Genomic DNA, 20,623 nt, shown 5'->3' with positions numbered 1-20,623 from the left:
AAATTTTAAAAAAAGTAGTTTTAAATTTCACATTAACTTCACTAAATTTTAGTTATAATTTCGTAAGTTTTTAAAAAGGAGTTATTATGAAGAAAAAAATTGCAACTTGCTTACTAGCTTTATCTTTGACAGGTGTTTTATATGCAGATAGTGGTACTTATGGTACTATCGTTGATATAAATGATGCTGCAAAGACTATTTTAGTAGAAACTACTTATGGTCAAAGGATAAATGTTAAAATTTTGCCAAATACTGAAATAGACATGGAAGATTGTGGCATTTTTGGTACGGATAAACAAGGTACTTTTAGCGATTTACAAGTAGGTACCTTTATAAAGGCTAAAACCTTTTATGGCTATGGTTATGATGCAAATCAACAACAAAACCCTCAACAAATTCAAAACGCAACTGCAAGAGAAATAGAAATTGAATGCAAAAAAAGGGCATATTAAAGTACAGCAAAAAGGCTGTGCTTTAATTTAGCTTATAATCTTTTTTAAGCTTTCTTAGTTCAAAAATAAATTTAAAAAAACCACCCTTGTAACGATTTTTATAAGCCTTTATTAGGGCTTGTCCTAATTTATAAGAAAAGAAATTATTACAACTTATACTTTCATTGATTTTATTTTGTTTAATCAAAGAAATACAAGCATTTATCACCTCTTCATAAAGTGTGTTATTTATTATTAAATTTGTAAAATCTCGTTCTTCTAACATGCTTTGCTTATTTAAATTTGTAAAATCTATATTTTCTTCATCATCCTTTATAAGAAAAAAGGCTATTAAATCAAAATAAGCAAGCTTTTTACTATCCTTATAATTACTTAAACAAGCGTGAAAATATTCTGTATTTGGCTTATTTTTATCATTAAAACTAACTATACTTTCATCATCTACAATAAAATTTGTGTTTAAAATTTCACAAAACAAATTCAAAGCAGCCATTTCTTTAACAAGTTCGTATTTTTTATTTTTTATATAAATGCTTGAATTAATTTTAAGGACGTTTTCACTAAATTTTTTACTCTCATTCCAAGAATGAAGCCCGGCTAATCTATAACCCTTTGAATTTGGTGGAAATTTTAAGCTTATGTCTTTATCAAGTCTATAAGTTAATTCTTCAAAGGCTGAGTTTTTAGCTATATTTTCTTTGGGTTTTTTTGATAGATTTATCATATCACTTGGTTTTATTATTAAAAAATTATCTATGTTATTGTTATTTTCAATTTTTTTTGGATAATGATAGTTTTTTAAATTTGTCATCATTAATTTTCCTATCTTAGCCATGATATTTGCAGGTTGGTGAACCTCAAACATATTAGCAAATTCAATCAAATTCATCTTACTAAATGCCTTTTGTAAATTTATGATATTAAAGCCAAAATTATTTGCGTTTAGAATGTGTAGGTTATTTATTATTTGATGATTTGCCTTGTAAAAGGGCAAGATAAGCACGACTACCTTTTTTTGCAAGGAGTGTAAATAACGATAATAATAAAAAATGTGTCTAGCTATTAAGTTAAGTGGCAATTTTTCTCGTGGGGCTTGATTATTATAAATTTCATTTACATTACTTTCTGTGATTATTAAACTAGCATTTGCAAAAATTTCCTTATGTCTTATTAATTCATATAAATTTTGCAAAGAGGTGCAATATCCAAGGGAAAAATTATAAAAGTTTAATTCTTTTTCTTTAGCTACTTCTTTTATACCTTTTTGCAGTCCATTTACCATAACGCAGTTTGAACCACCAAGTAAGATAATATTACTCACCATTGCCCTTTAATAAATTCTTAGCTCTCTCCCAAAGTCTAAGTCCAAGCTGTTTACTTTGTGCTAGATTGAAATTTTTATATTTTTCGCTATTAAGCCTTTCAAGTTCTGAAATTTCTTGCTTAAAGCCGTCAATCTTTCTTTGAGTAAGCTTGTTAAAATTATCAATTGCCGGGCTTTTTTTAAGTTCATTTAAGGCAAGTTTTATTTGTTCTCTACTTTCATTTGCAAGACGTTTAAATTTAGCAAAAATGCTATCTAATTCATTTTCAAGTAAGGTTAAAACGATTTTTTTGCAAGGGTCCTTTTGTTTTTGTATTATAAGCTTTAAAAGGGCTATAAATTCATCTTCTATGCCTATTAATTCCTTTTCATTTATCTGTAAATTTGCATAAGGCAGGGTATTTTTTAGTTTATCAATGGCTAACTCAATTCCTTCTTGAGTTCCCTTAATAGCACCCAAACTTAAATCCTTTGCATAAATTATAGAGGTATTTGCTAACTCAAATGCCGTTTCTAGCACCACTTCAGAAAGTTGCATTATCCTTTTTTTCTCAAATTGAGCTTCATTTACAGCATTATAAACTAAATACTTAGCTATTTCACCACTTGTAAACTCAATATCCTCAGCCTTTTCAATGGTCGTTAAAAAAGCACTTTCGGCAGTTTCTTTTAAAATTCCTAATGTTTCTAAATCAAATAAAATAGCATCATTTAAACCACTTTTAAATTCATCCTTATAAGGACTATCTTGCAAGGCCTTTTCAAATTCTAAAAAATAATTACTAGTTTGATTTTTAATGGAATTTTTTTGATTTTGAATTTGTTTGCTTAAAAGTTCTAGTTCATTTATCATAGCATAAAGCTTATTTTGTGATTCTTGCATACTTGCCTTAATTAAGGCCTTTATCAGCCTTGAGGTATTTTCATCATTTAATAAATCAAGCCTTTTTAAAATGGCTAAAAAGTCCATTAAAAGAGCATTTAAAAGGCTTTCTTTATTGCTTGAATTTACAAGTTGCTTATAAGCTAAACTAAAGCTTAAATCCTCGATTAAATAACTAATCTTGTCTCTATCAGCATTTACAAGCGAATTTTCAAAAATCATTAATGTATTTTGCATATTTTTTCCTTATAAGACAAATTGTGCTTTTGCTTTTAATCTTTCAAATATATCAAGCCTATCTTTTTTACTATTAACAAAGACGCTAAGCAAGTAGCTTTGATACTTACCATTTTTACTTGAATGGCTGTGCTGGTATTTGTATTCTCTTTGTACTAAAAGTTCTTCAAAAATTTCTTTTGCTAAAATATGACTTTTCAAAATAACCTTATATTCCCAAAAGGTAGGATAATTAATAATAGGTTCTTGCTTAATTTCGTTCAAATTTACCACTTTTGCCCCCTTCTTTGCTTAAAAGCATAATATCGCTTATTATCATAGTTTTATCAATTGCCTTTACCATATCATAAATGGTTAAAAGCCCTATACTAACGCCTGTTAAAGCTTCCATTTCAACGCCTGTTTTATTTTCGCATTTTACCCTAACAAAGAGTTTAAAACTATAATCTTCTTTGCATTCTTCAATATTTGTTTGAACATTGCTAATCATTAAGGGGTGGCACATAGGGATTAATTCGCTAGTTTTTTTTGCCCCCATAATGGCTGCAACAATGGCAGTTTCAAGGACAGCCCCCTTTTTGTTTGTATGATTTTTAATGGCTAAAAAGGCATCCTTACTCATAGAAATTCGCCCACTTGCAAGGGCTATTCTTTTTGTTATATCCTTAGTGCTTACATCTACCATTTTTGGACGATTATTTTCATCTAAGTGCGTTAAATTCATAAAAAAACCTTGAAAAAATTTTAAAATTATAACTAAAACTTTGAAATTTTAGCTAAAATAAGTTTTCAAATTCCAAATTTAAAGGAGAAAATTATGGCTTATGATGATGATGAAATTTTTGATGATGAGAATTTGGATGATATAGAAGACAATGAAGATAACGAAGATTATGAAAAGTCTTATAGGCATAATTACGATGATGATGATTATAGCTACGACGATGATGATGAGAGCGATGATTTTTATGAAATGGACTAAAAAAAGTTAAATGCGTAATTTAGGCAAAGGAGATATTAAAATTCTAGCCCTTTCCTCGCTTGGTGGGACCTTAGAATTTTATGATTTTATTATCTTTGTATTTTTTGCAGAGTACATTTCTAGCAATTTTTTTCCAGCAAATTTAAGCGATTTTTGGAAAATGTTTAATACATATGGAATCTTTGCTGCAGGTTATTTAGCAAGGCCAATTGGTGGCATAGTAATGGCACATTTTGGCGATAAATTTGGTCGTAAAAATATGTTTATGCTAAGCATTTTATTAATGGTTATTCCTACCTTTTGTTTAGCCTTTGTACCAAATTTTCAAAGTATAGGCTTTGCTTGTATTATTTGCTTAGTGCTTATTCGTATCTTTCAAGGCATAGCAATAGGAGGAGAATTACCAGGTGCTTGGGTCTTTACCTTTGAACACGCACAAAAACATTTAAAACACACATATTTAGGCATTTTAACCGCTGCCGTGGTGGGTGGAATTTTGCTTGGGAGCTTAGTTTTTTTGATTATGAATTTTTTATTTTCTCAAAATGAGCTTTTTGAATGGGCTTGGAGAGTGCCCTTTTTTCTAGGTGGAATTTTTGGCATAATCTCTGTTTATTTGAGAAAATTTTTAAGCGAAACGCCTATTTTTGAAGAGATGAAAAAAAGAGGGGAATTAGAAAAATTCCCACTTAAAGAAGTGATTAAAAGGGCAAAACTAGGGGTTTTAACCTCTATGCTAATAACCTGGGTATTAACAGGCTGCATAGTTGTTTTAATCTTACTTTTACCAAGTTATATAGCCCAACTTTTACACATTAGCAAAGTCGAACAAACATATTTGCAAATGTTAGCCATTGTAGTTATTGCAAGTTCTTGCGTAGTAGTTGGAATTTTAAGCGATAAAATAGGTATTTTTAAAACTAGCCTTATTTTTTCTATATGCTTTCTTGGTGTTTGTCTTGTATTTTTTAACGCACTTTATAGCTTAAATCCTATCTTTTATGTAGTTTGCATTCTTTATTTACTGGCTTGTTTTTGTGCTGGCATTATGAATTTATGCCCTAGTATAATGAGCGAGGTTTTTGATGCAAGTATTAAATTTTCAGGTCTTTCCTTTGCTTATAATATAGCTTATGCAATATCAGGAGGTTTTACCCCTCAACTTGCTTATTTCTTACATGATATAGCTATAAAAAATATGGATAATATTTTAAGCTTAGCCCTTGGAGCGTACATGCTTTTAATAGCCTTAATTTCTATTTTTTCTGCCTTTTTATATCTAAAATGTAAGATTAAAACGGCCCGCTAGTTTCGTTGTTTAAATTCCTTAAATCATCAATGTTAATATGAATTTGTTTAAGCACTTTTTTTAAGGATAGGCAAAATTGTTCTAAATTTGCTAAATTTTCTTCGTTTTTTATAAGGTTTAAAAAATCAAATAAAAACTCACAAAGTTCATTTTCATTTAATTCTTTTTTGAATTTAATTAAATTTTTATCCAAAAGATTAAGAATTTGTTTTTTTAAAATAAGTAAGGGTTCTTTTACTAAAATGCTATTAAAAAAGCTTAAATTTACCTTGAAAATGCCTATTAAATAGGTGGCATAATTATTCAAATTTCTAAAATTTTGAAGTCCAAATTCCCTTATTTCGCTATCATTTTCATCCATATTTTGCAAGATTTTAAGTAATAAATTTTTATGCTTAAAAAAGTTTATATCGCTTATTTGATTAAAATCTTCTCTTGCTTTTTGAGATTTTTGTAAAAAAGAAAATACTTCAAATTCGGCTAAATTTTTATTATCATAGCTTTGAATTTCAACGCTTTTACTCTTTCTTTGTCTTTTGCTAAGCTTAACTATATCTTTATTTACCCCAAGAAGTTGAGCCACTAAATTCTCGTAAGAATTTGCTATTAACTGACCTAATAAAAAGGTATAATTTTGCACGCTTTCCAAGGCCTTTTGTTTTTCAAAGCTTGAATTTAAAGGTCTGTTAAGCAACATTCTTATATAAAATTCCACTATATCAATGCCATTATCTAAAAAATCATAAAGCATTTTTTCTTGTTTGTTTGCTACTAATTCCGCTGGGTCCTTGCCCCCTTGCAATAAAACTACCTTGCCATCAATCTCATTAGTACTTAGCAAAAATGCCGATTTCATAGCTGCATTAATACCTGCTGTATCATTATCAAAGCATAAAATCACTCTTGCCTCGTGTCTTTTTATGAGTGGTAAATGATGCTGGGTAAGTGCAGTCCCTAGCACAGCAACTGTGTTTTTAAACCCAGCCTTATGCATACAAATAGCATCCATGTAACCCTCACAAATTATCATTTCTTTTTTTTTGTTAATCTCATCCTTTGCAAGATTAAAGGCATAAAAAATTCTTGACTTATCAAATAAGATGCTTTGAGGGGAATTTACATATTTTGCTAAATTTGCACTATTTAAACTTCTACCTCCAAAACCAACCAAAAGTCCCTTATAATCATATATAGGGAAGATAATTCTTTTTATAAAACTTGCATAAAGTTCTTTTTCATTTTTTTTTATAATGCCAACCTTTAAGGCATCATCAAGTTCTATTTTTTCATTATTTAAAAGCCTTAAATTTTCTTCATTACTAGGTGAAAAACCTAGTTCAAATTTGCTTATATCCTCATCTTTTAAACCCCTATCATAAAGATAATGTAAGGCCTCTCTATTAAGGGTTAATTTATGTTTGTAAAAGGCGTTAAAGATAGGTAAAATTTGTTTTAAGTTATTGTTATTAAAGCCTCTTTCATTTGTGTAAGTTAGTGTAAAATTGCTTAAATTTGCTACCTTTTCCACGGCCTCGTTAAAATCAACTTTTTCAAATTCCATTACAAATTTAAAGGCATCCCCACCTGCCTTACAAGCAAAGCAATGATAAAAGCCCTTTTGTACATTTATATGCAAACTTGGATTTTTATCACTATGAAAGGGGCATATACACACAAAACTAGCCCCCTGTTTTCTTACTTCAATATAATGTGAGATAATATCAACAATGTCAAGTTTTTGTTTTAAATCTTCTATGCTTGATTTTGCTATCATTTTATAAACCTCGTTAAAATTATACAAAGATTTAGACACTATTTAGCTATAATTGCAAAAAATTTAAAAAAGTTAGGATATGGATTTTTTCTTTGTAGAGTATAGAGACCCTTTGGTTGGCTTGATTTTACTTACCATTTTAATTTTAGTTGTTGCCTTGTCGCATTTTATATGGAAAATTTTTGCTTCAAAGGATGAAGAAGAAAGGCTTGGAAGATTTATTAAAAAATTTGAATTAGACACAGCACACCAAGATTTATTAAGAAGTAACGCCCTAAGTATAAGTAATTTAATCTTTTTAGCTGATATTTTTACAAAAAGTGGCGAATTTGAAAAGGCTACGCAAATTTATTTAATAAGCCTTGAAAAAACAAAGGATAAAAACGAGCAAGAAATGATTTTTCTATCACTTGCAAAGGTTTATTTTAAGGCTGGTTTTTTAGAAAGAAGCAAGGAAGTTTTATTAAATGTTTTAAAAATTCGCCCACGAAATATTGAAGCCTTGAAATTATTAAAGATTGTTTATTTAAGACTTAGAATGTATAAGGAAAATTTAGAACTTTTAGAATGCTTATTTGAGTTAGGCATTGACATAAAGGATGAACAAGAATTTTTTAAGGCCCTAATCATTGAAGCAACTAGTTTAAATCCAAGCAAGGAAGCCTTTTTACATTTAAATTATCAAAACAATACCATGCTTAAAAGGTGGCTTTTTGAAAAATATAAACTTTATTTAGAACAAGATTTTGAAAGTATTATAGACTTACTTTATAAAAATAATAGCTATTTACAAACAAAGGATTTTAATTTTGAGGAATTTTTTTATGCCTTGAATTTAAGCGATAAAGAAGTAGTTTTTAAGGACTCAAATTTAAAAATGTTGCATATTTTAAACACTCACAATTTTAAGGCAAGGCTTGAATTTTCTTATCTTTGCTTAGAATGTAAAAGTATTTTGCCTTTGTTTTTTTATCATTGTCCTATGTGTTATGAATTTAATAAATGTAAGATAATTTGCGAGGTTAAAAACGATGAAAGAGATTGAACTTTATACTGATGGGTCTTGCTTAGATAATCCAGGCTTTGGTGGCTGGGCCTTTATACTTAGATATAATGGCCATGAAAGGATTGAAAGTGGAGCACAAAAGGATACTACAAATAATAGAATGGAACTTTTAGCTATAATTAAAGCACTTCAGGTGTTAAAAGAACCTTGCAAAATTTCTTTATTTACTGATTCAAATTTAATGGTACAAAGCATTAACGAATGGCTTAAAAACTGGGTCAAAACTGATTTTAAAGATAAAAAAAATGTGGATTTGTGGAAAGAATACTTAAATTTAGCAAAAAATCATAAAATCAAGGCCTTTTGGGTAAAAGCACACAATAATCACGAAGAAAATGAAAAATGTGATAAATTAGCAAGAAATGCAGCCTTAAAATTAAAAAAGGAAGTTTTAAATGCCTAGTAAAAACGATATTTTAGAACAAAATTTAAATTATATTTTCAAAGATAAAAATCTACTTCGCCACGCCTTAACGCATAAAAGTTGCAAGAAAGATTATAATAACGAAAGGCTTGAGTTTTTAGGCGATGCGGTGCTTGCTTTAGTTGTTGGTGAGTTTTTATTTGATAAGTTTAAAAAAAATGCAGAAGGGGATTTGACAAAATTAAGAGCAGCCCTAGTTAGCGAAAAATCCTTTGCAAAACTAGCTAATAGCATAAATTTAGGGGATTTTATATTAATGAGCGAGGCAGAGGAAAAAAATGGAGGTAAAAAAAAGCCTTCAATACTTTCTGATGCCTTTGAGGCTGTTTTTGGAGCTATGTTTTTAGACACTGGCTTTGAAAAAACAAAGATTATAGCTAAGAAGTTAATAGAATTAAATTATCCAAAGATTGATGCTAAAAATTTATTAAGGGACTATAAGACAAAATTACAAGAACTAACACAAGGAGTAATGGGACAAACGCCTGTTTACGAGCTTTTGCGTAGCTTTGGACCTGATCATTTAAAGCAGTTTGAAATAGCCTTAAAATTAGATGGAAAAGAGATGGCAAGGGCTATTGCAGGAAGTAAAAAAGAGGCCCAGCAAATGGCAGCAAAGCTTACCTTGGAAAAATTAAAGGAAAAATAATGAACACTTTTGGTACAAGATTAAAATTTACAAGCTTTGGAGAATCGCATGGTAAGGCCATTGGTTGCGTGATTGATGGAATGCCAGCAGGGATTAAATTTGATTATGAGTTTTTGCAAAATGAACTTAATAAAAGAAGAGGAGGGCTTAATAAATTTTCAACGCCTAGAAAGGAAAACGATAGGGCTGAGGTGTTAAGTGGGGTTTTTGAAGATTATACCACAGGAACGCCTATTGCCATAATAATTTTTAATGAAAATCAACATAGCAAGGATTATGAAAATATTAAAAATTTGTTTCGCCCAGGACATGCTGATTTTACCTATTTTCATAAATTTGGGGTAAGAGATTATAAAGGAGGAGGTAGGACAAGTGCTAGAGAAACAGCTGTAAGGGTTGCAGGTGGGGCAGTTTGTGCTATGCTTTTAAGGGAATTTAATATAAGTGTTGAAAGTGGAGTTTTTGGGGTAGGTAGTATTAAAAGCAAGTTAAAAGAAAGCGAATTTGATTTTAATCTTGCAAAAGAAAGTGAAATTTTTGCCCTTGATAAAGACTTAGAAGAAGAATTTAAGACTGAAATTTTAAGGGCAAAAAATGCTAAGGATAGCGTCGGGGCTAGTGTTTTTACAAGGGCTTTAAATGTTCCTATAGGACTTGGAGAAACACTTTATGATAAGCTTGATAGTAAATTAGCCCATGCACTTATGGGGATAAATGCTGTAAAGGCTGTTGAAATAGGTGATGGCATAGAGGTAAGTTCTAATTTTGGTTCGCAAAATAACGATGAATTAAGAAATAATCATTTTTTAAGCAATCACGCAGGAGGAATTTTAGGTGGGCTTTCAAATGGCAATACAATCACGCTTAAAAGTCATTTTAAGCCAACTCCGTCCATTTTTTTAAAACAACAAAGTATGGATATTAATGGGGAAAATGTTATTTGCGAGTTAAAAGGAAGGCATGACCCTTGCGTTGGGGTGAGAGGTAGTGTAGTTTGTACGGCTATGGTTCGTTTAGTTTTGGCTGATTGCTTACTTTTAAATTCAAGTTCAAGGATAGAAAATTTAAAAAAGATTTATAATTTATAGTCTTAATTAAATTTTAATTTATATCTTTGTATAATCTGCCTTTAATTTTATTTTTAAGGAATTTTTTAATGGCAAATCATAAATCTGCTGAAAAAAGAGCAAGACAAACGATTAAAAAAACTGAGAGAAATAGATTTTATCGTACTAGGTTAAAAAATATTACAAAGGCTGTTAGAGAAGCTACTAATAATAACGACAAAGAAGCGGCCACACAAGCTCTAAAAGTAGCTAATAAAAGCATTCACGCTATGGTAAGTCGTGGATTTTTAAAAAAAGAAACTGCATCTCGTAGGGTAAGTCGTTTAGCCCTTTTAGTTAATAAACTTTCATAATCCTTAATGCTAGCAAATAAACTCAAACCTTTTTTACAACGTTATGAAGAACTTGGCGTTCTTCTTAGCGACTCAAATATCCTTAGCGATATTAGTAAAATGACTACTCTTTCTAAAGAACAAAAAAATTTAGAACCCATAGCTATAAAGGCAAAACTCTATCTTAAAACCTTACAAGATATAGAAGAAAATAAGGTATTGCTAGAAGATGCTGAATTTAGCGATATAGCAAAGGACGAATTAAAAAGCTTGGACGAACTTAAAAATACGCTTGAATATGAGCTTAAAATTTTGCTACTTCCAAAGGATGAAAATGATGATAGGAATATTTTTTTAGAACTTAGGGCTGGTACTGGTGGGGACGAGGCCTCTTTGTTTGTGGGGGATTTATTTAAGGCCTATGCAAGATATGCTGAACTTCGTGGCTATAAGCTTGAAATTATTTCTCAAAGCGAGGGAAGTGCTGGTGGTTTTAAAGAAATTATTTTACTAGTAAAGGGCGTTGGGGCTTATTCTAGGTTTAAATTTGAAGGAGGGACTCATAGGGTACAAAGGGTCCCTCAAACTGAATCACAGGGCAGGGTTCATACCTCTGCAATCACGGTTGCTATTATGCCAGAGGTTGATGATATAGAGATTGAGATTAACCCAAATGACTTACAAATTGATGTTATGCGTTCTTCTGGTCATGGGGGGCAAAGTGTTAATACTACTGATTCTGCTGTGAGAATTACTCATATTCCAAGTGGTTTAGTAGTGGTTAATCAAGATGGCAAATCTCAACACAAAAATAAAGAAAATGCTATGAAGGTTTTAAAAGCTAGGCTTTATGAATTGCAAAATAGCGAAAAACTTGCACAAGAACGAGACGCTAGGAAATCGCAAGTTGGAAGTGGGGATAGAAGTGAGCGAATTCGCACCTATAATTTTCCACAAAATAGAATCAGTGACCATCGCATAAATTTAACCCTTTATCGTTTAGATACTATTATGGAAAATGGCAACTTTGATGAGATAATAGAGCCCTTAATCGCTCATTTTCAAGCCCTTGCCTTACAAGAACAAAATGTCTAAAAAAAAATTCCTTGTTTGTGCTTTAGAAGCATCTGCAAATTTACATTTAAAAGAACTTTTAAACGCGTATAAAAACAGCTATGGGGAATTTGAATTATATGGAATTTTTGATGAAAAATTATGTGATGAATTTAAGCTAGAAAACAAGCCTTTTTATAGTTCGCATGAATTTAGTGCTATGGGTTTTGTTGAAATTTTACCCTTAATTTTTAAGGCAAAAATGGCTATTAAAAAACTTGTAAGTTTTATCTTAGAATATGAAAAAAATCTTAGCTTAAATTGTGTTTTGTTTATTGACTCACCAGCCTTTAATATACCACTTGCAAAGGCTTTAAAAAAAGCAAATTCAAAGACAAAGCGAATTTATTATATATTGCCTCAGGTTTGGGCTTGGAAAAAGGGAAGAATTCCTATTATAGAGTCTCATTTTGATAAGCTAGCCTCAATACTACCCTTTGATAATCAATTTTTTTCAAAAAGTACCTATGTGGGTCACCCTCTTTTAGATGAGATAAAAGACATTAAAAGCGACAAGGATAAAGAAAATTTACTTGCAAAAAAGGATGATGAAAAGATTATAGCCTTTTTGCCAGGGTCTAGAAATTCAGAAATTAAACGTTTAATGCCTATTTTTAAGGATTTAGCTAGAAATTTCAAAGGAACAAAACTTCTTTGCGTACCAGAATTTAAGCTAAATAAGCTTGAAATTTATGGAGATATTAGTGGTTTTAATGTAGTTTACAATACCCCACAAGTGCTAAAAAAAGCCGATTTTGCCTTTATTTGCAGTGGCACGGCTACCCTTGAGGCAGCTTTAATACAAACGCCTTTTGTATTAGCTTACAAGGCAAAGGTCTTGGATATTTTTTTAGCAAGATGCTTTGTAAAGCTTAATTATATAGGCTTGGCAAATATATTTTGTACCTTTGCAAATAAGGGCGTGGTGCACCCTGAATTTATACAAGAAAGTGTAAATGTAAAAAATTTATATTCAGCCTATCTTAAATATGATTATAAAGATTTTTTTGATAAAGTTTCATTTTTAAAAGAGTATTTAAAATTTGGTAGTGCGTCAAATTTGGCAAAAATGCTTAATGGAGTTAAAGGATAGATAATGAAAAAAGAACCTATGAGTCAATTTGGTTACGATAAAGTAGTAAGTGAGCTAGAAGATTTAAAGACAAATCAACGTCCACAAGTGGTTAAGGAAATTGATACCGCAAGAAGTCATGGTGATTTAAAAGAAAATGCTGAATACCACGCAGCAAGAGAAAAACAAGGCTTGATTGAAGGTAGAATCAAAGAACTTTCTCATATTTTATCAACCGCTCAAGTAATTGACCCTGGAAGTTATGAACATGATAAGGTAAAATTTGGTTCAACTGTTGTTATAATGGACTTAAATACAGAAAAAGAAAGCAAATATACCCTAGTTGGAATTTGCGAAGGAAATTTAGAAAAAGGCTATATTTCCATTGCTTCTCCTATTGCTAGGGCTATGCTTGGTAAGGAAGAAGGCGATGAATTTAAGGTTGTTTTACCTAAGGGTGAGAGTGAATTTGAGATAGTTTCTATAAGTTATGAGCCTTTAAAGTTTTAATTTGCAAGAAATTGTCTTAAAAAAGGGTGCTTTTTTAGTAGCTGATGCACATGAAAATACACAAAGAAAGGGATTTTGGGAATTTTTACAAGCCTTAAAAACTGATAAATTACATACCACTCAACTTATATTAATGGGCGATATCTTTGATGTCTTAGTTGGCGAAATAAAGGCATCTTGGGAATTTGCAAAGCCTTATATTAATCTACTTGAAGAACTTTGCGACAAAATGGAGATTGTTTACATAGAGGGCAATCATGATTTTAATCTTTCTTCCTTATTTAAAAGGGTTAAAATTTTTAGCATAAAGGACCAACCTATCAAGGCTATTTTGCATATAAGTAAAGTTAAAAAAGAAGAAATTTTTCTAGCACACGGGGACATTTTTTTAAATCCATTTGTACAATTTATCTTAAAACAGTTAAGAAATCATACTTTACTAAGCTTTTTAAACATATTTAACGAATTTAGCAAACACATATTTTTTGATAAAATTCTAATAAAACAAAGGGAAAAAAACCTTTTTTATAAGATAGAAAATTTTAAAAATTTAGCACAAAAAAGATATTTAAAATATGGAGTTTCAGGCATTTGGGTAGTAGAAGGGCATTATCATCAAAATTTTATTTTAAAGGAAAAAGAATATAAATATTTTAATCTTTCTACTTTTGCACATAAGAGAAGTTTTTTTGTAGTAGAATATAACCAAGAAATTAAATTTCAAGAACAGAAGGTGTCAAATGTTTGATGAGCAAATCGTGAAAACGGGTTCGAATGAAATGGAGCTTGTCGATTTTCGTATCTTTAAGCAAAGTGCTGACAAGGTGTATGAAGGAATTTATGGGATCAATGTTTCTAAAGTAAGAGAAATCATTAAAATTCCAACCTTGACAGAACTTCCGGGCGTTCCAGACTATATAGAAGGGATTTTTGACCTTCGTGGCGTGGTGATTCCTGTTGTTAATCTTGCTAAATGGATGCAAATCACTGAGCCAGAAAGTGCTACCTTAAAACCTAGGGTAATTATTACTGAATTTAGCAATATACTAATAGGCTTTATAGTGCATGAAGCTAAAAGAATTCGTAGAATTAACTGGAAAGATATAGAACCAGCAAGTTTTTCTACAGGTTCAGGTGCACTTGATAAGGGTAAAATAACAGGTGTTACTCGCATTGAAGATGATGAGGTTTTACTTATTTTAGACCTTGAAAGTGTGGTTGAGGATTTAGGAATTTATACGCCTAAAACCGAAGTAGAATACGATAAGATAGAAAAATTTAGTGGACTTACCCTTATCCTTGATGATAGCTTAACAGCTAGAAAACGTGTAAGGGATATGATGCAAAAAATGGGTCTTCAAGTTATCGAGGCAAAGGATGGCGTAGAAGGGATTAATAAATTAGAAGAATTAAGTCAAATTTATGGCGATTCTTTAACTGATAATTTAAGGATAATTATAAGTGATGTTGAAATGCCACAAATGGACGGCTTTCACTTTGCAGCAAGGATTAAAGAAGATGCAAGATTTAAGAATATTCCTATAGTCTTTAATTCTTCTTTATCAAATGAATTTATGAATGAGAAAGGCGTTCAAGAAGCAGGAGGAGAAGGTTATTTGGTTAAATTTAATGCAAGTAGCTTTTTCAATGAAATTTCTCGCATCTTGAAAAAAAGCCAAACTCAAACACAGGGGTAAAAAATGGAAGATATGCAAGAAATACTAGAAGACTTTTTGGTCGAGGCTTTTGAACTAGTTGAGCAAATCGACCATGATTTAGTGGATTTGGAAAATAGTCCGGAGGATTTAGAGTTATTAAATAGAATTTTCCGTGTTGCACATACAGTTAAGGGTTCATCAAGCTTTTTAAATTTTGATGTTTTAACTAAATTAACTCACCATATGGAAGATGTTTTAAATAAAGCAAGACATGGGGATTTAAAAATAACACCTGATATTATGGATGTGGTTTTAGAATCAGTTGATAAGATGAAAACCTTATTAAATTCTATACGCGATAATGGTAGTGATACAGCTATTGGAATGGATATAGAACCAATTTGTACTAGACTTACTGCTATTTCAGAAGGGGAAGAAATTCCTGGTAAAGAAGAAGTTGCACCTGCATCAGAAGCTCCTAAAGAAGAAGTTAAAAAAGAAGAAAGTCCTGCTACAAGCAATGAAGAAGAAGTTGATGTTAATCAGTTAAGTGATTCAGAAGTTGAAGCAGAGATTGAAAGACTTTTAAAGGTTAGAAAGGCAGAAGACCAAGCAAGACGTGAAAGGAAAAAAAGCGAGGCTACGTCTAAGCCAGCTACTCCTAAATCTACACCACAAGTAAAGGCAAGTGGGGCTGATGATAAAAAGGTACCTGCTTCAGGTGGGGGTTCTGGTTCGATGGATCAAACCATACGCGTTGAAGTAAAAAGGCTTGACCATTTAATGAATTTGGTTGGAGAGCTTGTTTTAGGCAAGAATCGCTTGATAAAAATTTATGATGATACTGAAGAAAGATATGAGGGTGAGAAATTCCTTGAAGAATTAAATCAAGTAGTAGCAAGTTTAAGTACTATTACTACTGATGTACAACTTGCTGTTATGAAAACAAGAATGCAGCCTGTTGCTAAGGTATTTAATAAATTCCCTCGTGTTGTACGCGATTTAAGCCGTGAGCTTGGAAAGCAAATAGAACTTGAAATTTCAGGTGAAGAAACTGAGCTTGATAAGTCAATTATCGAAGAAATAGGCGACCCTATTATGCACATGATTAGAAATTCTTGCGACCATGGGGTTGAAGAACCTGCTACTCGTTTAGCAAATGGCAAACCTGAAAGAGGCGTTGTTAAACTTAAGGCATATAATGAAGGTAATCATATCATTATAGAAATTACTGATGATGGTAAGGGACTTGATGCAACAGCTCTTAAAATGAAGGCTATGGAAAAGAATTTGATTACCAAAAAAGAAGCTGATCAGATGAATGATAAAGAAGCCTTTGCTTTAGTATTTAAGCCTGGTTTTTCAACAGCTGTTAAGGTGACAAATGTTTCTGGACGTGGTGTTGGAATGGATGTTGTAAAAACAAATATTGAAAAGCTTAATGGAGCCATTGAGATTGATAGTGAGGTTGGAAAGGGAAGTATATTTAAACTTAGAATTCCACTTACCTTAGCTATTATTCAATCCTTGCTTGTTGGAACTCAAGAAGAATATTATGCTATTCCATTAAGCAGTGTTGTAGAAACCGTGCGTGTGCCTGTTGATGATATTTATACTATTGAGGGTAAGAATGTATTGCGTCTAAGAGACGAGGTGCTTTCTCTTGTTAGACTTTCTGATGTATTTGGCGTTAAACAAGTGCTTGAAAGCGAAGATAAAACTTATGTTGTAGTTGTAGCTATTGCTGAAAATAAGCTTGGAATTATCGTTGATACCTTGGTGGGTCAAGAAGAAATCGTTATTAAGTCAATGGGCGATTACTTGCAAAATATTAGAGGTATTGCAGGGGCTACAATGAGAGGTGATGGTAGAATTACCTTAATCGTAGATATAGCTGCCATGATGGATATGGCCAAAGAAATTAAGGTAGATATTAAGGCACAAATTGAATCAAATGCTAAGAAGCCAAAAGAAAAACCAGCAGATTACAAGGTGTTAGTAGTTGACGATTCTAAGATGGATAGAACTTTAATGCAAAAGGCTTTAGAACCAGTTGGCATTAGTTTGATTGAAGCAACTAACGGCGTTGAGGCCTTAAATGTTATTAAATCAGGTGAACATGATATTGATGCTGTGTTAATTGATATTGAAATGCCTAAGATGGATGGTTATACCTTGGCTGGTGAGATTAGAAAATATTCTAAATATCGCTACTTACCATTGATTGCAGTTACTTCAAGGACAAGTAAAACTGATAGATTAAGAGGTGTTGAAGTTGGTATGACAGAATATATTACTAAACCTTATTCTCCTGAATATTTGGAAAATGTGGTTAGAAAAAATTTGAAATTAGGATAAGACAATGGCAAATGAAAAATTAGAACAAATTTTGCAAAAGCAAAAGTCTCAAATTGTAGGTCCTACAGAGCAAGGAGATGATGATATTGTCCAACTTGTAGGCTTTATTGTTGGTGATGAAGAATATGCTATTCCTATCTTAAATATACAAGAGATTATTAAGCCTATTGAATATACTAGGGTTCCCGGGGTCCCTAGCTATGTTTTGGGCGTTTTTAATATGCGTGGTAATGTAATGCCTTTGGTTGACTTAGCACAACGTTTTAATCTTGGTACTTCTAAGATTACTTCACAAACTCGTTATATAGTGCTTAGAGGTGATACTACCTCAATAGGCATTAGAGGAAGTGCTGGTTTTGTTATAGATAGACTAACAGAGGCTATTAAAATTCATAAAAGCAGGATTGACCCGCCACCTGAAACTTTACTTAGGGATAAGGGTATGATATATGGTATCGGTAAAAGAGATGATAGCATACTTACAATTTTAAAGGTAGAAGCTTTATTAAAGCGTGAGTTTTAATGATAAAGCTTTGTGTTTTTGATTTTGACTCTACCTTAATGGATGGCGAAACTATAGATATTTTCGCCGGTGCCTATGGAGTGGGTGATGAGGTAAAACTTATCACTCATAAGGCAATGAATGGTGAATTTGACTTTTTTGAAAGTCTTACAAAGAGGGTTTCTTTATTAAAGGGAATGCCTTATGAAAAGGTGCTTGAACTTGGGCAGAATTTGCCTTTAATGAATGGGGCAAATGAACTTCTTGCGTATTTAACTTCTAAAAATATTTTAAGCTTAGTTTTAAGTGGTGGCTTTCACGAAGGAATTGACCCTGCTATGAAAAAATTAAATTTTAATCTTGGCTTTGCAAATTATTTACACCATAAAGATGGCTTTTTAACAGGTCTTGTTGGTGGTGAGATGATGTTTTCAAATTCAAAGGGTTTAATGATTAGGGCTATGAAAAATTTTTTAAAATTAAATTCTAGCGAGGTAGCTTGTGTGGGCGATGGGGCAAATGATTTAGCAATGTTTGAAGAGTGTGGTTTAAAAATAGCCTTTTGTGCAAAGGCCATACTTAAAGAAAAGGCTGATATTTGCGTAGACAATAAAGATTTAAAAGAATTAATAAGGCTTATAAAATGAGTAAATTTTCTTTGTGGTGTGATTTTATAGAACATAGTTTTTTAGATAATGAATTTTTAAACTTGTTAAATAGGGGGATTAATGGGGCTACTTCAAATCCTGCTATTTTTAAACAAGCCATTTTAAATTCGAGCATTTATAAGGATAAAATAGCAAAATCAAAGGTAAAAAAGGCAAAGGAACTTTATGAAGAACTTGCCATTGCTGATATTAAAAAGGCGGCCGATAAACTAGCTTATAAATTTTTTCAAAATGATGATGGCTTTATAAGTTTGGAGATTGACCCAAGATTGCATGATAATACAAGTTTGAGTTTAGCCGAGGCAAAACGTTTATATAGCGTGATTGCAAAAGATAATGTAATGATGAAAATTCCAGCTACTAAAAATAGCTACGAGGTTATGTATGAACTTATGAAAATAGGCATTAATGTCAATGCTACCTTGATATTTTCAACAAAACAATGCCAAGAATGCTTTGACGCGCTAAATTTAGGCTTAAAAGAATTTCGCAAACAAAATCCAAGATTAAGAGCCCCACAAGGAGTTATAAGTATTTTTGTAAGTCGCTTTGATAGACTTTTAAAAAATGATAAAATAGGCATTTTAAACGCGAATTTAGCTTATAATTTAATTGAAAGAAATAAAGAATCAAATATTAGGGCACTTTTTGCTAGTACAGGTGTTAAGGGTGATGATTTAGCTAAGGATTATTATATTAAAGAATTGCTTTTTGATAATGCTATAAATACTGCCCCACTTGAAAGCATTCATGCCTTTAAGGGTGAATTTAATTTTAAAAAGCCTTTGTATAATGATGAACTTTACAAGGAATTAAATTTATTAATTAGCCCTGACAAAAAAGAAGAAGTAGATAAATTTTTACTTGATGATGGCTTAAATCAATTTTGCTTGGCCTTTGAGGATATTTTAAAAGCACTTTGGTAATTTTTTTTTATGATAAGATTATTTTTACTTTGTTTATGTGTGCCTTTTTTTGCTAGTGAGTTTGAAAATTTAAGCCTTGAAACTTGCATTCAAAAAGCAAGGGTATATTATCCTTTACATAAAAATACTGCACTGCTTGAACAAGCCCTTAATCTTAGCCTTGATAAAATCAATCTTACCTTCGTGCCTCGCCTTAAATTTACAGGCAAATTTACTCATCAAAATGAAGTAACTGATGCTAGATTTTTAGGGGTTAGTAGCCCACTATATGAACCAATTGATAAAACTCAATATCAAGTTGCAGCTGAACTTTCCTTGCCTATAATTGACTCAGGAAGTGCATGGGCAAATAAGGCATTGCAAAGGGCATCAAATGCTGTTTCAAAGGCAAGTGTGCAAAATGAGCTTTATAAGGTGCAAGAAAGTGTTATAAATGCCTTTTTTAGTTCTTTATTGTTTGATGAACAATTAAAACAAAATGAAATTTATATTAATGATTTGCAAAAAGATTATGAAAATATGCTTTCAAGGTATAAAAATGGCGTTGCTTTAAAGGATAATGTGGATAAAATTTCAATAGAACTTTTAAACGCAAAGCAAGATAAGCAGAATTTGCAAAGTCAAAAAGATATCGCAAATGATACCCTAAGCCGTCTTATAGGCTTAAAAGATTTTAATTTAGAAATACCTAGTTTTGAAAATTGTAAGGAAGAACTTTTTAAATTTGAGTTTGATTTTGAAAATTCAAGGGGTAATATTTTTAGCAAAAGACCTGAGCTTGATTATTTTTATCTAAGAAAAGAAGAAGCACAAACTCAAAAAAAACTTGAACTTTCTAAAAGTTTGCCCTATGTTGATGCCTTTGTACAAGGAGGGTATGGAAATCCTGGTCTTAATATGCTAAAAAATGGGACCGATAGTTTTTATATAGTAGGACTTAGATTTACTTGGGATTTTAGCAATCTTTACTCAAAATATCAACAAGATGAGTTAATTCGCAAAGAACAACTTCAAATAGGCTCACTAGAAGATGAATTTTATTTAAATGCTAAAATTTCCTTAAATTCAAATATCAAAACAGCCAAAAGCCTTATTTTTCAACTTAGCCAAGATGATGAAATAATAGCTTTGCAAGAAAAAATCGTATTAAATTCTAAGGCAAAATTTTTAAATGGAGTTTTAAGCATTAATGATTTTTTAAGCGATGTTAATCAATTTTATATTGCTAAACTTCAAAGAAGTTATAGGCAAATTCAATTTTTATCTATTATTTATCAAATAAAACAGCTTGTAAATGAGTGGAATTTAAGGAATTAA

General features: G+C 31.2%; 23 protein-coding genes. 18 read left to right on the top strand and 5 right to left on the bottom strand.

The genetic code is table 11. From position 1 onward, the window contains the following. The first annotated feature begins 86 nt into the window (after window positions 1-86). Window positions 87-452: a hypothetical protein gene (locus FMM58_RS08150; protein WP_150140567.1), complete on the top strand. Its 366-nt coding sequence runs from the start codon at window positions 87-89 to the stop codon at window positions 450-452. Window positions 453-474: 22 nt separating this feature from the next. Here the strand turns inward: FMM58_RS08150 and FMM58_RS08145 are convergent, their stop codons facing one another. From FMM58_RS08145 to moaC, 4 genes are read right to left on the bottom strand one after another with little or no spacing between them, the layout of a single operon-like run. Then, window positions 475-1,773: a hypothetical protein gene (locus FMM58_RS08145; protein ID WP_190317975.1), complete on the bottom strand. Its 1,299-nt coding sequence runs from the start codon at window positions 1,771-1,773 to the stop codon at window positions 475-477. Next, a complete protein-coding gene (locus FMM58_RS08140; RefSeq protein WP_150140571.1) occupies window positions 1,766-2,896 on the bottom strand; it encodes a hypothetical protein in 1,131 nt (376 codons plus the stop codon). The genes FMM58_RS08145 and FMM58_RS08140 overlap by 8 nt, the downstream gene beginning before the upstream one ends. 9 nt (window positions 2,897-2,905) lie before the next feature. Continuing rightward, window positions 2,906-3,169: a DUF493 domain-containing protein gene (locus tag FMM58_RS08135; RefSeq protein WP_150140572.1), complete on the bottom strand. Its 264-nt coding sequence runs from the start codon at window positions 3,167-3,169 to the stop codon at window positions 2,906-2,908. Further along, on the bottom strand, window positions 3,147-3,620 hold the full coding sequence (gene moaC, locus FMM58_RS08130; RefSeq protein WP_150140573.1) for a cyclic pyranopterin monophosphate synthase MoaC: 474 nt from the start codon (window positions 3,618-3,620) through the stop codon (window positions 3,147-3,149). The genes FMM58_RS08135 and moaC overlap by 23 nt, the downstream gene beginning before the upstream one ends. Window positions 3,621-3,713: 93 nt before the next feature. On the opposite strand from moaC, the gene FMM58_RS08125 reads away from it, so the two are divergent. Both FMM58_RS08125 and FMM58_RS08120 read left to right on the top strand, forming a co-directional pair. Beyond that, a complete protein-coding gene (locus FMM58_RS08125) occupies window positions 3,714-3,878 on the top strand; it encodes a highly acidic protein (RefSeq protein WP_150140574.1) in 165 nt (54 codons plus the stop codon). 10 nt (window positions 3,879-3,888) lie between these two features. Then, on the top strand, window positions 3,889-5,187 hold the full coding sequence (locus tag FMM58_RS08120; RefSeq protein ID WP_150140576.1) for an MFS transporter: 1,299 nt from the start codon (window positions 3,889-3,891) through the stop codon (window positions 5,185-5,187). On the opposite strand, the gene dnaG is transcribed toward FMM58_RS08120, so the two are convergent. After that, on the bottom strand, window positions 5,171-6,961 hold the full coding sequence (gene dnaG / locus FMM58_RS08115; protein ID WP_150151166.1) for a DNA primase: 1,791 nt from the start codon (window positions 6,959-6,961) through the stop codon (window positions 5,171-5,173). The genes FMM58_RS08120 and dnaG overlap by 17 nt on opposite strands. Before the next feature lie 79 nt (window positions 6,962-7,040). On the opposite strand from dnaG, the gene FMM58_RS08110 reads away from it, so the two are divergent. The 15 genes from FMM58_RS08110 (at window position 7,041) to FMM58_RS08040 (ending at window position 20,623) form a co-directional block, all read left to right on the top strand. Continuing rightward, window positions 7,041-8,006 carry a tetratricopeptide repeat protein gene (locus tag FMM58_RS08110; protein WP_150151163.1) on the top strand — a complete coding sequence of 322 codons (966 nt, stop codon included), beginning with the start codon at window positions 7,041-7,043 and terminating at the stop codon, window positions 8,004-8,006. Continuing rightward, entirely contained in the window at window positions 7,993-8,430 is a 438-nt protein-coding gene (gene rnhA / locus FMM58_RS08105) for a ribonuclease HI (protein ID WP_150140582.1), read from the top strand. The genes FMM58_RS08110 and rnhA overlap by 14 nt, the downstream gene beginning before the upstream one ends. Further along, the gene (rnc, locus tag FMM58_RS08100) at window positions 8,423-9,100 is read left to right on the top strand and encodes a ribonuclease III (protein ID WP_150140584.1); all 678 of its coding nucleotides are present in this window, start codon (window positions 8,423-8,425) and stop codon (window positions 9,098-9,100) included. Before rnhA ends, rnc begins: the two co-directional genes overlap by 8 nt. Beyond that, complete coding sequence (gene aroC / locus FMM58_RS08095) at window positions 9,100-10,188, top strand: chorismate synthase (RefSeq protein WP_150140586.1); 1,089 nt, start codon at window positions 9,100-9,102, stop codon at window positions 10,186-10,188. The genes rnc and aroC overlap by 1 nt, the downstream gene beginning before the upstream one ends. 68 nt (window positions 10,189-10,256) lie before the next feature. Then, complete coding sequence (gene rpsT / locus FMM58_RS08090) at window positions 10,257-10,520, top strand: 30S ribosomal protein S20 (protein ID WP_150140588.1); 264 nt, start codon at window positions 10,257-10,259, stop codon at window positions 10,518-10,520. Window positions 10,521-10,526: 6 nt separating this feature from the next. Then, window positions 10,527-11,594, top strand: a complete 1,068-nt coding sequence (prfA, locus tag FMM58_RS08085; protein WP_150140590.1) for a peptide chain release factor 1 — start codon at window positions 10,527-10,529, stop codon at window positions 11,592-11,594. After that, the gene (gene lpxB, locus FMM58_RS08080; RefSeq protein ID WP_150140592.1) at window positions 11,587-12,705 is read left to right on the top strand and encodes a lipid-A-disaccharide synthase; all 1,119 of its coding nucleotides are present in this window, start codon (window positions 11,587-11,589) and stop codon (window positions 12,703-12,705) included. Before prfA ends, lpxB begins: the two co-directional genes overlap by 8 nt. A 3-nt stretch (window positions 12,706-12,708) precedes the next feature. Next, the gene (gene greA, locus FMM58_RS08075; protein ID WP_150140594.1) at window positions 12,709-13,194 is read left to right on the top strand and encodes a transcription elongation factor GreA; all 486 of its coding nucleotides are present in this window, start codon (window positions 12,709-12,711) and stop codon (window positions 13,192-13,194) included. Between the two features lies 1 nt (window position 13,195). Continuing rightward, window positions 13,196-13,942 carry a metallophosphoesterase gene (locus FMM58_RS08070; RefSeq protein WP_411675311.1) on the top strand — a complete coding sequence of 249 codons (747 nt, stop codon included), beginning with the start codon at window positions 13,196-13,198 and terminating at the stop codon, window positions 13,940-13,942. Continuing rightward, window positions 13,935-14,891, top strand: a complete 957-nt coding sequence (locus tag FMM58_RS08065) for a chemotaxis protein (protein WP_150140596.1) — start codon at window positions 13,935-13,937, stop codon at window positions 14,889-14,891. Before FMM58_RS08070 ends, FMM58_RS08065 begins: the two co-directional genes overlap by 8 nt. Window positions 14,892-14,894: 3 nt before the next feature. Next, complete coding sequence (locus FMM58_RS08060; RefSeq protein ID WP_150180563.1) at window positions 14,895-17,210, top strand: chemotaxis protein CheW; 2,316 nt, start codon at window positions 14,895-14,897, stop codon at window positions 17,208-17,210. A gap of 4 nt (window positions 17,211-17,214) precedes the next feature. Further along, window positions 17,215-17,733, top strand: coding sequence for a chemotaxis protein CheW (locus tag FMM58_RS08055; RefSeq protein ID WP_150140600.1), 519 nt, complete (start codon window positions 17,215-17,217; stop codon window positions 17,731-17,733). Continuing rightward, complete coding sequence (gene serB, locus FMM58_RS08050; protein WP_150140602.1) at window positions 17,733-18,359, top strand: phosphoserine phosphatase SerB; 627 nt, start codon at window positions 17,733-17,735, stop codon at window positions 18,357-18,359. Before FMM58_RS08055 ends, serB begins: the two co-directional genes overlap by 1 nt. After that, window positions 18,356-19,306, top strand: a complete 951-nt coding sequence (locus FMM58_RS08045) for a transaldolase (RefSeq protein ID WP_150140603.1) — start codon at window positions 18,356-18,358, stop codon at window positions 19,304-19,306. The genes serB and FMM58_RS08045 overlap by 4 nt, the downstream gene beginning before the upstream one ends. A 9-nt stretch (window positions 19,307-19,315) precedes the next feature. Further along, a complete protein-coding gene (locus tag FMM58_RS08040; RefSeq protein ID WP_150140605.1) occupies window positions 19,316-20,623 on the top strand; it encodes a TolC family protein in 1,308 nt (435 codons plus the stop codon).

The sequence above is a fragment of the Campylobacter sp. LR291e genome (assembly GCF_008633915.1).
Classification (GTDB): Bacteria; Campylobacterota; Campylobacteria; order Campylobacterales; family Campylobacteraceae; genus Campylobacter_D.
This window is presented reverse-complemented; position numbering and strand designations above follow the sequence as displayed.

Excerpts from the sequence above, each read along its gene's own strand:
- FMM58_RS08150 (WP_150140567.1), top strand. The coding sequence starts at position 87 with ATGAAGAAAAAAATTGCAACTTGCTTACTAGCTTTATCTTTGACAGGT.
- FMM58_RS08140 (WP_150140571.1), bottom strand. The coding sequence starts at position 2,896 with ATGCAAAATACATTAATGATTTTTGAAAATTCGCTTGTAAATGCTGAT.
- moaC (WP_150140573.1), bottom strand. The coding sequence starts at position 3,620 with ATGAATTTAACGCACTTAGATGAAAATAATCGTCCAAAAATGGTAGAT.
- FMM58_RS08125 (WP_150140574.1), top strand. The coding sequence starts at position 3,714 with ATGGCTTATGATGATGATGAAATTTTTGATGATGAGAATTTGGATGAT.
- FMM58_RS08120 (WP_150140576.1), top strand. The coding sequence starts at position 3,889 with ATGCGTAATTTAGGCAAAGGAGATATTAAAATTCTAGCCCTTTCCTCG.
- dnaG (WP_150151166.1), bottom strand. The coding sequence starts at position 6,961 with ATGATAGCAAAATCAAGCATAGAAGATTTAAAACAAAAACTTGACATT.
- FMM58_RS08110 (WP_150151163.1), top strand. The coding sequence starts at position 7,041 with ATGGATTTTTTCTTTGTAGAGTATAGAGACCCTTTGGTTGGCTTGATT.
- rnhA (WP_150140582.1), top strand. The coding sequence starts at position 7,993 with ATGAAAGAGATTGAACTTTATACTGATGGGTCTTGCTTAGATAATCCA.
- rnc (WP_150140584.1), top strand. The coding sequence starts at position 8,423 with ATGCCTAGTAAAAACGATATTTTAGAACAAAATTTAAATTATATTTTC.
- aroC (WP_150140586.1), top strand. The coding sequence starts at position 9,100 with ATGAACACTTTTGGTACAAGATTAAAATTTACAAGCTTTGGAGAATCG.
- rpsT (WP_150140588.1), top strand. The coding sequence starts at position 10,257 with ATGGCAAATCATAAATCTGCTGAAAAAAGAGCAAGACAAACGATTAAA.
- prfA (WP_150140590.1), top strand. The coding sequence starts at position 10,527 with ATGCTAGCAAATAAACTCAAACCTTTTTTACAACGTTATGAAGAACTT.
- lpxB (WP_150140592.1), top strand. The coding sequence starts at position 11,587 with ATGTCTAAAAAAAAATTCCTTGTTTGTGCTTTAGAAGCATCTGCAAAT.
- greA (WP_150140594.1), top strand. The coding sequence starts at position 12,709 with ATGAAAAAAGAACCTATGAGTCAATTTGGTTACGATAAAGTAGTAAGT.
- FMM58_RS08065 (WP_150140596.1), top strand. The coding sequence starts at position 13,935 with ATGTTTGATGAGCAAATCGTGAAAACGGGTTCGAATGAAATGGAGCTT.
- FMM58_RS08060 (WP_150180563.1), top strand. The coding sequence starts at position 14,895 with ATGGAAGATATGCAAGAAATACTAGAAGACTTTTTGGTCGAGGCTTTT.
- FMM58_RS08055 (WP_150140600.1), top strand. The coding sequence starts at position 17,215 with ATGGCAAATGAAAAATTAGAACAAATTTTGCAAAAGCAAAAGTCTCAA.
- serB (WP_150140602.1), top strand. The coding sequence starts at position 17,733 with ATGATAAAGCTTTGTGTTTTTGATTTTGACTCTACCTTAATGGATGGC.
- FMM58_RS08045 (WP_150140603.1), top strand. The coding sequence starts at position 18,356 with ATGAGTAAATTTTCTTTGTGGTGTGATTTTATAGAACATAGTTTTTTA.
- FMM58_RS08040 (WP_150140605.1), top strand. The coding sequence starts at position 19,316 with ATGATAAGATTATTTTTACTTTGTTTATGTGTGCCTTTTTTTGCTAGT.